12 protein-coding genes are annotated in these 12293 nt (G+C 70.8%); 1 reads left to right on the forward strand and 11 read right to left on the reverse strand.

What is annotated here, in order from left to right; genetic code table 11:
* Window positions 1-9: 9 nt before the first annotated feature.
* From NBY65_RS08985 to NBY65_RS09035, 11 genes are all read right to left on the reverse strand, one after another.
* Window positions 10-1659 (reverse strand): GMC family oxidoreductase, encoded by a 1650-nt coding sequence (locus NBY65_RS08985; RefSeq protein ID WP_150039860.1) that lies wholly within the window; start codon window positions 1657-1659, stop codon window positions 10-12.
* The gene (locus tag NBY65_RS08990; protein WP_150039858.1) at window positions 1649-2305 is read right to left on the reverse strand and encodes a gluconate 2-dehydrogenase subunit 3 family protein; all 657 of its coding nucleotides are present in this window, start codon (window positions 2303-2305) and stop codon (window positions 1649-1651) included. Before NBY65_RS08990 ends, NBY65_RS08985 begins: the two co-directional genes overlap by 11 nt.
* Window positions 2298-3185: a hypothetical protein gene (locus NBY65_RS08995; RefSeq protein WP_239002709.1), complete on the reverse strand. Its 888-nt coding sequence runs from the start codon at window positions 3183-3185 to the stop codon at window positions 2298-2300. The genes NBY65_RS08990 and NBY65_RS08995 overlap by 8 nt, the downstream gene beginning before the upstream one ends.
* Before the next feature lie 12 nt (window positions 3186-3197).
* Window positions 3198-4313: an enolase C-terminal domain-like protein gene (locus NBY65_RS09000; protein WP_239002708.1), complete on the reverse strand. Its 1116-nt coding sequence runs from the start codon at window positions 4311-4313 to the stop codon at window positions 3198-3200.
* 67 nt (window positions 4314-4380) lie between these two features.
* On the reverse strand, window positions 4381-5043 hold the full coding sequence (locus tag NBY65_RS09005) for an HAD hydrolase-like protein (protein WP_150039856.1): 663 nt from the start codon (window positions 5041-5043) through the stop codon (window positions 4381-4383).
* Window positions 5040-5954: an LpxL/LpxP family acyltransferase gene (locus NBY65_RS09010; protein WP_150039854.1), complete on the reverse strand. Its 915-nt coding sequence runs from the start codon at window positions 5952-5954 to the stop codon at window positions 5040-5042. Before NBY65_RS09010 ends, NBY65_RS09005 begins: the two co-directional genes overlap by 4 nt.
* Complete coding sequence (lpxK, locus tag NBY65_RS09015; protein ID WP_150039853.1) at window positions 5951-6937, reverse strand: tetraacyldisaccharide 4'-kinase; 987 nt, start codon at window positions 6935-6937, stop codon at window positions 5951-5953. Before lpxK ends, NBY65_RS09010 begins: the two co-directional genes overlap by 4 nt.
* 171 nt (window positions 6938-7108) lie before the next feature.
* On the reverse strand, window positions 7109-8395 hold the full coding sequence (locus NBY65_RS09020) for a 3-deoxy-D-manno-octulosonic acid transferase (RefSeq protein WP_239002707.1): 1287 nt from the start codon (window positions 8393-8395) through the stop codon (window positions 7109-7111).
* Window positions 8386-9069, reverse strand: coding sequence for a lysophospholipid acyltransferase family protein (locus tag NBY65_RS09025; protein ID WP_150039851.1), 684 nt, complete (start codon window positions 9067-9069; stop codon window positions 8386-8388). Before NBY65_RS09025 ends, NBY65_RS09020 begins: the two co-directional genes overlap by 10 nt.
* Before the next feature lie 190 nt (window positions 9070-9259).
* Complete coding sequence (locus NBY65_RS09030) at window positions 9260-10303, reverse strand: glycosyltransferase family 4 protein (protein ID WP_150039849.1); 1044 nt, start codon at window positions 10301-10303, stop codon at window positions 9260-9262.
* Between the two features lie 75 nt (window positions 10304-10378).
* Window positions 10379-11215: a UDP-2,3-diacylglucosamine diphosphatase gene (locus tag NBY65_RS09035; RefSeq protein ID WP_150039847.1), complete on the reverse strand. Its 837-nt coding sequence runs from the start codon at window positions 11213-11215 to the stop codon at window positions 10379-10381.
* A gap of 208 nt (window positions 11216-11423) precedes the next feature.
* Between NBY65_RS09035 and NBY65_RS09040 the strand changes: the two genes are divergently transcribed.
* Window positions 11424-12287, forward strand: coding sequence for a diacylglycerol/lipid kinase family protein (locus NBY65_RS09040; protein WP_150039845.1), 864 nt, complete (start codon window positions 11424-11426; stop codon window positions 12285-12287).
* Window positions 12288-12293 lie beyond the last annotated feature (6 nt).

Genomic DNA, 12293 nt, shown 5'->3' on the forward strand with positions numbered 1-12293 from the left:
GCGCGATCGTCACAACTCCCCTCGCCGCGCCAGCTCCCTGATCCGGTCGCCGGTGCGGCAGGCAATGGCCTGGATGGTGAGCGAGGGGTTCACGCCACCGACAGTCGGAAACACCGAGCCGTCGCAGATCCACAGATTGCGGATGTCCCAACTGCGGCAATCAGCATTAACGACGCTGCGGCGCGGATCATTGCCCATGCGGGCCCCGCCGTTCAGATGGCAGGTGTCATCGGCCTGTTCCCAGATTTCCCGGCATCCGATCGCCTGCAGCGCCTGTCCCATGAAGCGCAGCGCATGGGCGATCAGCCGCCTGTCGTTGTCGTGCCAGGAATAGGTCACGCGCGGAACCGGCAGGCCGTACTGGTCCTTGTCCCCGGCGAGCGACACGCCGTTGCGCTCCTGCGGCAACATCTCACCAACCATCTTCAGCCCGACCTGATGGTTGTACTTCGCCATCTCGGCAATCAGCCGCTCGCCCCACAGACCATGCGCGGTGAGCTGCGTGTTGGCCCAGAGCTGTGGCAGCGGTCCCTGGCTCATGTAGGCATAGCCGCCGAAGAAATCCTTGCCCCTGTCCTCGTAGTTCCAGTGCTCGGTCAACGCGAGCGACGGCGGTGCCTTGTAGGAGCGGATCTCCTTCGCCGAGACGCCCCACACCGCCTGGTTGGCCTGCACCATGAGATATTTCCCGACCAGGCCGGAGCTGTTGGCCAGACCCTGCGGGAAACAGGGGCTGGCGGAGTTCAGCAGCAGCCGCGGCGTCTCGATGGCATAGCCGGCGACCACGACATGGCGCGCCTTCTGGAAACGCCAGCGCCCTTCACGATGATACTGCACACCGGTGACCAGGCCCGCCGCATTGGTCTCCACCCGCCCGACCATCGCCAGGTCGCGGATCTCGGCCCCCGCGGCGATGGAGCGCGGCAGCCAGGTGACCAGCACGCTCTGCTTGGCGTTGGTGGAACAGCCCAGCACGCAGAAACCGCGATAGACGCAGGGCGGCGCGCGGCCATGCGGCGCGGACAAGGTCGCAAGTGGCGTCTCCGACCATGGAATGCCCATCGCCTCGCAGCCTTCGGCCAGGGCCAGGGCGGCGGCGTTCAGCTCATGCGCGCGATAAGGATAGCGCGGCCGCGGCGGGCCCCAGGGATAGGTCATGGGGCCGGCGATCTTCAGCGCCTGCTCGACCTCGCGGTAGTAGCCCCACATCTCCCGCCAATCGAGCGGCCAGTCGAAGCCATAGCCCAGTTGACTGCGCGATCGAAACCATTCGGGACGGAAGCGCAGCGACACCATGGCGAAATGCACGGTGCTGCCGCCGACCGCCTTGCCGCTGTTGTTGCTGCCCAACTGGATCGGGTTCTCGCCATCGACGATGCGATCGTCGGTCCAATAGAGCTTGCTCTGCTCGGATTCGTCGGAGGCGAAGTCCTCGAGCGGCCGCCAGTACGGCCCGGCATCCATGGCAACGACGGAAAACCCCGCTTCCGCCAGCTTGCAGGCCAGCGTGCCGCCGCCGGCACCGGTGCCGACGATCACGAAGTCGACCTCTTCGGCCTCGCCGTATTGCCGCATCGGCACCCAGCCGCCGGGCGTGAACACGTCGGGGACGCGACCGCCCCGGGCACGGGGGACGTGACAGGGATCCTCATCCGACATGGACGTTTTTCCGACGTGCCGCCGCCGCATCGCCGTCCTTCACCTCGGCGGCTTCCCACGGATCGCGCCTGTCATACCCGGTGCGGACATAGCCACGCGGACTGGCCGGGCCACCCCAGCCGATCTCGTTCCAGGCGATCGGATGCGCGTAGTAGGCCAGCGCGATGTCATGGCCCAGGTGCTGCCGGAAAAACAATTGCGGCGGCATGCCGCCCCAGGCAAGGTGTTGCAGCGTGCCGTCCTGCATGTGCCGCAGCAGCGCGTCCTGTTCGGCCGCGTGCAGGCAACGGAAATCCCGGCCATGCGCCTGTTGCGCCTCGGCATCGAGGGCACGCAGCCCCTGCCGCCAGGCATCGCGGGCGCGCGGCATGCCGGCGTGGCGGTAGCCGTCGCCCTGGTCGATAAAAAGCCTGTGGTCGACCAGGGCCGCGACCGGGATGGGCGGGCGGTCCCCCGGTTGCGGCACGATGCGGTCAGCAACGGCAATGACGGTGGCGTATTCCGCCTCGGTGAAGAAGCGTGGTTCGCGCGGCAGCGCCAGCCGCTGGTCGATGACCTCCCGGGTCCTGGCATTCCAGGACGGCGTGTTGCGCTTGGCCAGCACGTCATAGCCGGGATAGCGATCACGCGAGCCAGGATCAGGCATCGGGATGATCCTCCATCAGGCCAAGCGCGGCGAGCCCGGCCAGGGCCAGGCCGGTGAAGGCGGGCGGCGCCGGAATCGGAGGCCCGTTCAGCAGGTTCTGGCTCCAGTTGCGCCAGCCGCCCATGTTGCGTTGCACGCCGAAGATGTGGAATCCGACACCGGCGAAGCCGAGCCACGCCGTCAGGCGCAGCCACCACCGGGTGAACGGACGCGCGCGGCGCGGGCCGATGGCCGCATCGGCCAACAGAGCCGCGGCGACCGGCGGCACGGTGACGGGCGCGAACATGAACGGGTTGTGGTAGGCACCGCGCAGATGCAGCAGCCCCGCCTCGCCGGCGGTGCCGAGCAGTCCCACGCTGGTCAGCGCCGCCATCGCCCGGCCGGCGGGCAAGCCGAACAGGCGCGGCGCGCGACGCGACGGGGTGTCACGCACCCGCTCCGCCACCGCACCATGCAGCCCGGCCAGCAGCAGCGCCATCGGCGCGCCGATCGGCGCCGCGTAGAACAGGTTCTGCCAGCAGAAGCCGCCGGGGCGCTTGGCAATGTTGTAGATGTGAAAGCCGGTTCCGGCGAGGCCGGTGAGCGCCGCCAGATCGTAGATCGCATCGCGCAGGAGATGGCCGCCCTCGCGCCGGTCCACGTCACCATGCGCACCGGTGGCGAGCGTCAGCGTGGCGACGGCCAGGGGTGTGTACATTGCCCGGTTCTCGAAGGCACCGCGGTAATGCGCGAGCGCACTGTCCAGCAGCACCGAGGTGGCGAGCAGGCCGCTCGCGCGGTTCAGCCGCCGCGCCGCCCTGACCGTCGCCGTATCGGGGCTGGCTGCCGGGACCCCACCGCGCTCTCGCGGCATGGACCTGCGCATCGGCACTCCGATCATGTCGCGCCTTTCCTAGTTCGCGTAGCGCCCGGCATCCTGCCATTTGAACGCCAGACCGAATCCGGGCCGCGACAGATCGGGACGGATCGCCCCCTGGCGCGGCACCGGCGCGCCATCGAACAGCATCCGCTCGATCCGCACGTGGTCGTGGAACCATTCCAGATGCCGCAGCCGCGACACGGCACAGGCGGCGTGCAAATGCAGTGACGGCGCGCAATGGCCCGAGAGGTCGATGTGATGCGCCTCGCAGAGCACGCCGACCTTCAGGAATCCGGTGATGCCGCCGCACCGCGTGGCATCGGCCTGCTGCACGTCCACCGCCCCGGCGTTCAGCATGCGACGAAAATAGTCGAGGTCGTAGCCATACTCCCCGGCGGCGATGTCGGTGATGTCCGGAGCGTGTTGGCGCACCAGCCGCAGTCCCTCCAGATCATCGGAAGAGACAGGCTCTTCGTGCCACAGCACCCCGAACGCGTCTGCGAAGCGCCGCGTCACGTGCATGGCCTGCCGGGCGGAAAGGGCGCCGTTGCTGTCCACGAACAACCCATGCTCGCCGACCGCCGCGCGCGCGACCGCCACGCGGTGCGGATCCTGGCCCGGATGAGCACTGATCTTCATCTTCACCCAACGGCAACCGTCGCGCTCCACCCAACCGGAGAGCTGCGCGCGCAGTTCGTCATCGGTGTAGGTGGTGAATCCGCCGCTGCCGTAGATCGGCACATCCTCGCGCACGCGTCCCAACAGCGTCGCCAGCGGCAGGCCCAGCAGCTTCGCCTTCAGGTCCCACAACGCCGCATCGACGGCCGAGATGGCGCTCGCCACCAGCCCGTCCCGGCCCATGTTGCGCACGCCCCGCCACAGCGCAGCGGTCATGGCAGGCACGTCCATCGCATCCTGCCCGATGACCAGCTCGGTCAGCCGGCCGTCGATCAGCCGCGCGACCGATCCGTGCGTGTAGGTATAGCCGAGCCCGATCTCGCCGCCCGCCTCGACCTCCACCACGACCAGGGTGGTGGAGTCCCATTGCATCGTCCCGTCGCCCTCAGGGCGGTCGGTCGGAATGATGAAGGCCCGCGCCCGCATCGCCTGCAGGCGCGGCGTGTCGCGGTTGCCCATGATGCGACCCACGCGGTGACGTGCACTGAAACGGCCGTCACCCGGAGCCGTTGCACCATCTCCGGCCTGTGTTGCCTTGCTACTTCAGCAGGGCCCCGGCCAGCGCAATCAGGTCGCCGGGATGCTCCGCCATCGCATCCGCCCCGGCTTCCTCCAGCTCGGCCCGACCGCCATAGCCCCAGGCCACGCCGATCGCGCGAATCCCGTTGGCATGCGCGCCCTGGATGTCGTGATGGCGGTCGCCGATCATCACGGCGCGCACGGGGTCGAAGCCGTGGCAGGCACGGATATGGGCCAGCAATTCGGGCTTGGTATCCAGCCGTGGCCCGTCCTCGGAACCGTGGATCTCCTGGAAATACCGTGCCAGTCCGAAATGCTCGAGGATCGGGCGGGCGAAGCGGGTGCGCTTGGCGGTGGCGACGTACAGCGTCCAGCCCGCGGCGGTGAAGGCGTCGAGCGCCTCGGGAATGCCGGCATAGACGGAATTGTCGAACATGCCTCCCTCGGCATAGAGGCGCCGGTAGGTGGCGGTCGCCTCGGCCTCTCGGGTGTCACCGTAAGGGGCGAGGATGCGGCCGATGGTCTGTTCCATCGGCGGACCAATCACCCAGCTCAGGTCGTCGGCGGGATCGGGCTCGTGGCCGAACAGCCGCAGCGTGCGGCGCAGGCAGTCGATGATGCCGGGCCGGGAATCGGTCAGCGTGCCGTCGAGGTCGATCAGCATCACGGGGGCTGCGCTCATGGCCGGTAGACCTCCTGTGGGAAGCGTCGGTGCAGCCACAGCCAGGACTCCGGCCGGGCACGGACCCATTGCTCGATGTGGTCGTTGATCGCCTGGGTCAGCGCGGCGATGTTGGCCAGGCGGTTGCCGCTTTCGGGCAGCGTCAGCGGCGGATCGACGATCAGGCGGAAGCGCGCGGGGCCGAGGCGCTCGATATGGCCGGGCACCACCGGACAGCGGAAGCGCAGCGCGAAGGCAGCGGCGGCGGTCGGTGTCATGGCGGGGCGACCAAACAGGCGGGCCTCGATGCCCTCGTTCATCTTCTGATCGACCAGCATGCCGAGCGCCCCGCCGCGCCCGAGATGCGCCATGGCCGCGCGGGCCCCGGCCGCGCCCTTGGCGAAGGCCGGCAGGTCGATGCCGAGCGCCCGGGCGCGCAGCCCGCCGATCAGCCCGTCCGCGATCGGGTTGGAGGCGGCGCGGTAGAAGCTGGCGAAGGGCCGGCCACAGGCGGCCACCGCCGGCGGCAGCACCTCCCAGTTGCCGACATGCCCGGAGACAAAGATCACCGGCCCGCCACGCACGGCGAGATCGTGCAGGATGGCCTCGCCGACCACCTCCCAGCCGGGGCCGTCCGCGGTGCGGCGCAGCCGGGGCAGATGCGGCAGCTCAGCGACGGTACGGCCGAGATTGTCCCAGGCGCCGCGGATGATGCGCCGGCGGGCGGCGGCACCCAGCTCCGGCAGGGCATGGCGCAGGTTGATCTCGGCGATGCGCGACACCGGCAGGCGGGGTCCGATGGCGCGAGCCACGGCACCGCCGAGATTGGAAGCGGCAACCGGCCCAAGCCCGCGCAGCAGCGCGAGCGCGAGCCGGGCAAGCGCGGCCTCGGCGCGGAATCGCAGGCGGCGCGGCAAGGTCGGCCGGGTCATGGGAGGGACAGGAACATGGAGGCAAGCCGGGCATCGAGCGCGGCCGGATCATCCCAGACCAGACGCACGCCCACCTGGCGCAGTTGCGCGCGCAGCTCCGGCGGCAGCCGGATGGCATCCTTCGGCGTGGTCACCGGCAGCGCGCGAAGCAACACCGCACGGGCCAGCAGGACGCGGATCTCGGTTTCGGTGTAGGGATGGTGGTCGGGGAACGGGATGGCATCGGCCAGCGTGGCGCCGGCAGCGGCCAGGCCCGCGAAGAATTTGCCGGGAATGCCGATGCCGGCGAAAGCCAGCACGCGACGGCCGGCCAGATCGTCGGCGCCGGTCTGCTGCAGCCGCGCCCGCAACACCGGCAACGCGGGCGGCAGCAGGGCGGCCGCGCCGGTGCGGTCCTCGCCGATCAGCACGGCGGCGGCGCAGCGCGCGGCGGCGGCGGCGACCGGCTCGCGCAGCGGCCCGGCCGGGATGACATGGCCGTTGCCGAAGCCGCTGGCGCCATCGATCACCAACAGGGACAGGTCCTTGGCGAGCGTCGGGTTCTGCAGCCCGTCATCGAGCACCAGCACCCCCGCCCCCGCCGCGATCGCCGCCCGCGCGGCGGCGGCACGGTCGGCGGCAACGAACGTGGGGGCACAGCCAGCCAGCAGCAGCGGCTCATCCCCAACGATGGCGGCGGCATCACGGCCGGGATCGACCCGGTGCACGTCGCGCACCCGCCCGCCATGGCCGCGGGTGAGGAACGCCACCCCCCGCCCCGCCAGCCGTTCCCCGAGATCGAGCGCCAGCGTGGTCTTGCCCGCCCCGCCCGCGGTGGCATTGCCGCAGCAGATCACCGGCACCGGCGCCCGCCAGCCCGGGCGGGCGACTCGTTGCGCGGTGGCGGCGGCATAGACACAAGCCGCGGGCGCGAGCAGCCGCGCCGGCCAGCCGCCCTGGCCATGGCGCCAGAATCCGGGCGATGTGGCGAACAGACGGGTCATGAAGAAAAGAAAGGCAAGGGCTCCGCCCTTGACCCGGCAGGGGTCAGGGGACCCCTGCACCCCAATTCGCGCTGCGCGGCAAAGAATGGGTTCCAAGGGCTTTGCCCTTGGTGGAGGTCCAGGAGGCAAAGCCTCCTGGTAGGGTGCGGGGCAACGCCCCGCCAGGCGGCATCAGCGCGCATGCAGCAGCCCCAGCAGCATCGCCGTGACCTCGTCCGGCAGCCCGGCATGGCGCGAGGCGGCTTCGGTCCCGGCCCGCCCCATCGCCGCGCGGCGCCCGGGATCGCGCAGCAGCGCGTCCACCCAGGCGGCGAGTGCATCGGCATCCGCCACCTCGGTCAGCGCGCCGGCCGCGCGCAGCACGGCGACCGGCTCGACGAAATTGAAGGCATGCGGCCCGATGGCGACGGCGCCGCCGAGCCGGGCCGCTTCCAGCGGGTTCTGCCCGCCTTCCGGCACGAGGCTGCGGCCCACGAACACGATGGGAGCCAGGCGGTACTGCAGGCCGAGCTCGCCCAGCGTGTCGCCGATCCAGATGCCGGCCTGCTCCGGCGGGTCCTCGCCGAGGGCGCGCCGGCTGACCGGCAGGCCGGCGAGCAGCGTGGCGATCTCCGCCCCCCGCTCGGGATGGCGCGGCACCAGGATGGTCAGCAGGCCGGGATGGGCGGGCAGCAGGGTCTCGTGCACGCGGCGGACCAGCGTGTCCTCGCCCTGGTAGGTGCTGGCGGCGAGCCAGACCGGGCGGTCCCCGACCCGGGCACGCAGACGGGCGAGTTCAGTGGTGTCGGCCGGCAGCGGCGGGGCGGCGAATTTCAGGTTGCCCGGGGCCGAGACATGGCGCGCGCCGAGCCGCCGCAGACGTGCCGCATCGGCCTCGGACTGCGCCTGGGCACGATCGAAGGCGCCGAACAGGGTGCGCGCGAGGCAGGGCAGCCGCTGCCACTGCGCGAAGCTGCGCGCCGAGAGCCGGGCATTGACCAGCATCAGCGGGATGCCCCGGCGCCGGCAGGCGATGATCAGGTTCGGCCAGATCTCACTTTCCACGAAGCCGGCGGCATCGGGACGCCAGTGATCGAGGAAACGCGCCACCCAGGCAGGCACGTCGAGCGGCACGAACCGGTGCAGCACCCGGCCCTCGAGGCCGAGTTCCGGCAGGCGGCGGGCGAGCAGCGCCGCCGAGGTGACCGTGCCGGTGGTCATCAGCACCGTCCCCGGGGCGGTGGCCAGCGCCTGCAGCAGCGGCAGCACCGAGATGGTCTCGCCGACACTCGCCGCGTGCAGCCAGATCAGGCGGCCGGGCGGGCGCGGGGCGGCATCGATGCCCCGGCGCTCTGGCAGGCGCGGGGCGATTTCCTTGCCGCGGGCCACGCGGCGGGAAAGCATCAACCGCAGGGCGGGGGCGCCGAGCGTGGTCCCGGCGGCGTAGAGGGAAATCAGGGCGGAACCGATCAGGGACACAGCCGGTCGGCCTCCCCGGCCGCTTCGGTCATGGCCGCCGCGATCGCCGGCAGCGCCGCTTCCCAGCCATCGCGCGCCACCGTGATCGGCGCGGCACAGACCAGGACGCCACGGCCGAAGGGCAGCGGCAGCACCATGTGGTCCCAGGTGCCGAGGGTGATGCGGCGCGAGATCTGCGCGGCACAGGGAAGCACCGGGGCGCCGGACAGGGCGGCGAGTTGGGCGACGCCGGGGGCGGCCATGCGACGCGGTCCGCGCGGGCCGTCGGGGGTGATGACCACGTGCTCGCCGGCCGCGAGCACGCCGAGCAGCGCCCGCAGCCCGGCGGCCCCGCCGCGGTCCTGGCCGTTGCGCGCGGTCGAGCCATGCACGGCACCGACCGAGAAACGCCGCATGATGCTGCCGATGAAGCGCCCGTCGTGGTGGCGGCTGACCAGGACATGACCCCGCAGCGCCGGCGCCTGCGCCTGCGCGCGCAGCCAGAGCGCCGGCATCAGCGGCAGGCGTTCATGCCAGAAGGCATCCACGGCGGGACCACCGGCGAGCACGGCGGCGAGATGCGCCTCGCCGTGCAGGGTCCAGCGCGTGGTGCCGAGCGCGAAGGCGAGATAGCGACCGAGCAGGGAAGCCAGCAGCGCCTGCACCGAAGGGCGCCGCAGCAGGCGTTTCAGCATGATGGGGGGAATCGGCCGCGGAGCATGATGGCCGCGGCGGGTAGCATGCGGCCGCGCTCGCGGCAAATTGCGAAAGATATCGAAGACAGGCGGCCGGGGATCGTTCCTTTTTAGATTCGTTACCGCACTGTGCCTCTCCCCTTGGGGGCGCAAGGGGAGAGGCCGGCCCGGATGGCTGGTTTTTCGCCGGTTACGCGGCCTCGCGGTGCAGCGCGTGCAGGGGAACGAGATGGGTCAGGAAGGTCTCGGCGCAGGCCCGCCAACTGAAGGTCTCGGCATAGGCGCGGCAGTCGGCGCGGTCGGCCTGCAAGGCACGCAGGGCAGCCTGGCGCAGATCGGCGTCGATGGCGCCCACCGACACCGTGGCCCCGGCCAGGATGTCGCGCGGGCCGGTGGCGGGATAGGCGGCGACCGGCGTGCCGCAGGCCAGTGCCTCCAGCACCACGAGGCCGAAGGTGTCGGTCAGGCTCGGGAACACGAACACGTCGGCGCTGGCATAGGCCCGGGCGAGGTCGGTGCCGAAGCGGGCGCCGGTGAAATGCACGCCCGGGTAGGAGCGCTTCAGGTCAGCCAACTGGGGACCGCCGCCGACCACCACCTTGGAACCGGGCAGGTCGAGATCGAGGAAGGCGCGGATATTCTTCTCCACCGCGACGCGACCGACATAGGCGAAGACCGGACGCGGCAGATCGACGAAATCCGGCGCCTCGGTGCGCAGCTCTGGCCGGAACAGCTCGAGATCGACGCCCCGCGACCAGTGGCGCAGGCGGTGGAAGCCGCGCCGGGACAGTTCGGCGCGCAGGCTGTCGGTGGCGACCATCACCCCCTGGCCAGCCCCGTGGAAGCGCCGCAGGAAGCGATAGGCCAGGCCGGGGCTGAGCCCGATGCGCGCCTGGACGTATTCGGGGAAGCGGGTGTGGAAGGCGGTGGTGAAGGCGAAGCCGCGCCGGCGTGCCCAGGCACGGGCGGCCAGCCCCAGCGGGCCTTCGGTGGCGATGTGCAGGGCGTCCGGGTTGAAAGCCTCGATGATGCGGATCAGCCGCCGGCGCGGCAGCAGCGACAGCCGGATGTCCGGATAGGTCGGGCAGGGCATGGTGCGGAAGCGGTCGGGGCCGACCACTTCCACGGTATGGCCCATGGCGGAGAGCTCCGCCGCGACGGTGGCAAGGGTGCGGACGACGCCGTTGACCTGCGGGGTCCAGGCGTCGGAGACGATCAGGATGCGTGCTGGCATGGGGCCGGACGTCACCAGCCGCGGATGAAATTCACGGGCGCCCTCGTCGTTCAAGAGTCGGTCCGGGGATAGGGGTCAGGCCGGTTGCAGCACGGCGGTCTGGCGGGGCTCATAGAAGGACAGCCGGTTCAGCGCCGCCCAGTCCACCAGTTCCAGCCGTCCGTCATGATGCTCCACCAGGGCGGTGCAGCTTTCCACCCAGTCGCCACCGTTGAGATACAGCACGCCGTCGGCATCCCGGATCTCGGCATGGTGGATATGGCCGCAGACCACGCCGTCCATGCCGCGCCGCCGCGCTTCCCCGATCAGCGCCGCCTCGAAGCGGTCGATCGCCTTCACCGCTTCCTTGACCTGGCGCTTGAGGAAAGCCGAGAGCGACCAGTACGGCAGGCCCAGGCGCCGCCGCACCGCATTGAACCAGCGGTTCAGGGTCAGCGCCGCGGAATAGGCCCAGTCGCCCAGCAGGGCGAGGAACTTGGCGTAGCGGACCACGCTGTCGAATTCGTCGCCATGCAGCACCAGCAGGCGGCGGTTGTCGGCGGTGACGTGCACCGCTTCCTGCCGCAGCCGGATGCCGGAGATCTCCAGCCCGGGCACGGAGAGCATCGGCAGCCAGGCGCGGAACATCTCGTCGTGGTTACCGGGGATGTAGGTCACCTCGGTGCCGCTGCGGGCGTGGCGCAGCAGCAGCCGCAGCACCTCGTCGTGCATCTCGTCCCAGTACCAGGACTTGCGCAGACGCCAGCCATCGATGATGTCACCGACCAGATAGAGGCGCTCGCAGCTCATGCGGCGGAGGAAATCGGCAAGAAAATCGCTCCGGCAGCCGCGCGTGCCAAGGTGCGTGTCCGAAATAAAAACGGAACGATAACGGACGCTGGCAAGCTGCGGAGGATGAGCGGAAGCGTTCATGCGATCTGAAGCCCCTGTTGCGCCACAGCAGATACGCCGCGCCCTCGCGCGGGGCTTGTGAATATTCGATGACCGGCACCGCTTTGCACGCCAGGGATGAAAATCATGACACAGCAACGGACGTGCCATGGGCCTGTCATCGTTCGCGACGATCTTGGTCTATTGCTGCGCTGATATTGAAACGGGTCGCGCCACCAATGACGTCCTCATGCTGATCGTGTTCAACCCCGTCGCCGGGCGGCGGCGTGCCTGGCGGCTGTGGCGGGTGCTGGACGTGCTGTCGGAGAGCGGCGTGCGGCTGGAAGTGGCGGAAACCAGCTTTCGCGGCCATGCCACCGAGCTCGCGCGCGCGGCGGTGCGTGACGGGGCGAGCATGGTGGTCGCGGCCGGCGGCGACGGCACCATCGCCGAGGTGGCCAACGGGCTGGCCGGCAGCGATTGCCGCCTCGGGGTGATCCCGCTGGGCACGGCGAACGTGCTGGCGCACGAACTGGATCTGCCCTTCGCGCCGCGGGCGGTGGCGGCGGCGCTGGCCTTCGGGCGGACCCGGCGGATCTGGCCCGGGATCGCGCGCGGCAGCGCGGGCGAGCGGCTGTTCGTGCAGATGCTCGGCGCCGGGTTCGACGCCCAGGTGGTGCACCAGCTGCCGGGCCGGCTCAAGCGCGCACTGGGACGGCAGGCCTATGTGCTGCAGACCATGCGGGAACTGGTGCGCTACCCGTTCCAGCCGATCCGCGTGCAGGTGGACGGCCAGGCGATGCAGGCGGCCAGCGTGATCGTGACCAAGGGGCATTTCTATGCCGGCCGCTACCGGCTCGCCCCCGGCACCTGCCCGACCGAGGCCGGCCTGACGACGGTGCTGTTCGAGCGCAGCGGCCCGTTCGCGGCGCTGGCTTACGGGGCGGCGCTGCCGCTCGACCTGCTGCCGCGCATGCCCGGGGTGCGGCAGGTACGCGCTACCCGGGTGGAGATCGAGGCACCGGTGCCGGCCCAGACCGATGGCGACCCGGCCGGGCTGGGACCGCTGACGATCAGTGACGCGCCGGCGCCGATCCGGGTGGTGGTGAGCTGACGCGAC

Source organism: Rhodovastum atsumiense (assembly GCF_937425535.1).
GTDB classification, from domain to species: Bacteria; Pseudomonadota; Alphaproteobacteria; order Acetobacterales; family Acetobacteraceae; genus Rhodovastum; species Rhodovastum atsumiense.

Coding starts and splice junctions, on each gene's coding strand:
- NBY65_RS08985 (WP_150039860.1), bottom strand. CDS start 1,659: ATGTCGGATGAGGATCCCTGTCACGTCCCCCGTGCCCGGGGCGGTCGC.
- NBY65_RS08990 (WP_150039858.1), bottom strand. CDS start 2,305: ATGCCTGATCCTGGCTCGCGTGATCGCTATCCCGGCTATGACGTGCTG.
- NBY65_RS08995 (WP_239002709.1), bottom strand. CDS start 3,185: ATGATCGGAGTGCCGATGCGCAGGTCCATGCCGCGAGAGCGCGGTGGG.
- NBY65_RS09005 (WP_150039856.1), bottom strand. CDS start 5,043: ATGAGCGCAGCCCCCGTGATGCTGATCGACCTCGACGGCACGCTGACC.
- NBY65_RS09010 (WP_150039854.1), bottom strand. CDS start 5,954: ATGACCCGGCCGACCTTGCCGCGCCGCCTGCGATTCCGCGCCGAGGCC.
- lpxK (WP_150039853.1), bottom strand. CDS start 6,937: ATGACCCGTCTGTTCGCCACATCGCCCGGATTCTGGCGCCATGGCCAG.
- NBY65_RS09025 (WP_150039851.1), bottom strand. CDS start 9,069: ATGCTGAAACGCCTGCTGCGGCGCCCTTCGGTGCAGGCGCTGCTGGCT.
- NBY65_RS09030 (WP_150039849.1), bottom strand. CDS start 10,303: ATGCCAGCACGCATCCTGATCGTCTCCGACGCCTGGACCCCGCAGGTC.
- NBY65_RS09035 (WP_150039847.1), bottom strand. CDS start 11,215: ATGAACGCTTCCGCTCATCCTCCGCAGCTTGCCAGCGTCCGTTATCGT.
- NBY65_RS09040 (WP_150039845.1), top strand. CDS start 11,424: ATGCTGATCGTGTTCAACCCCGTCGCCGGGCGGCGGCGTGCCTGGCGG.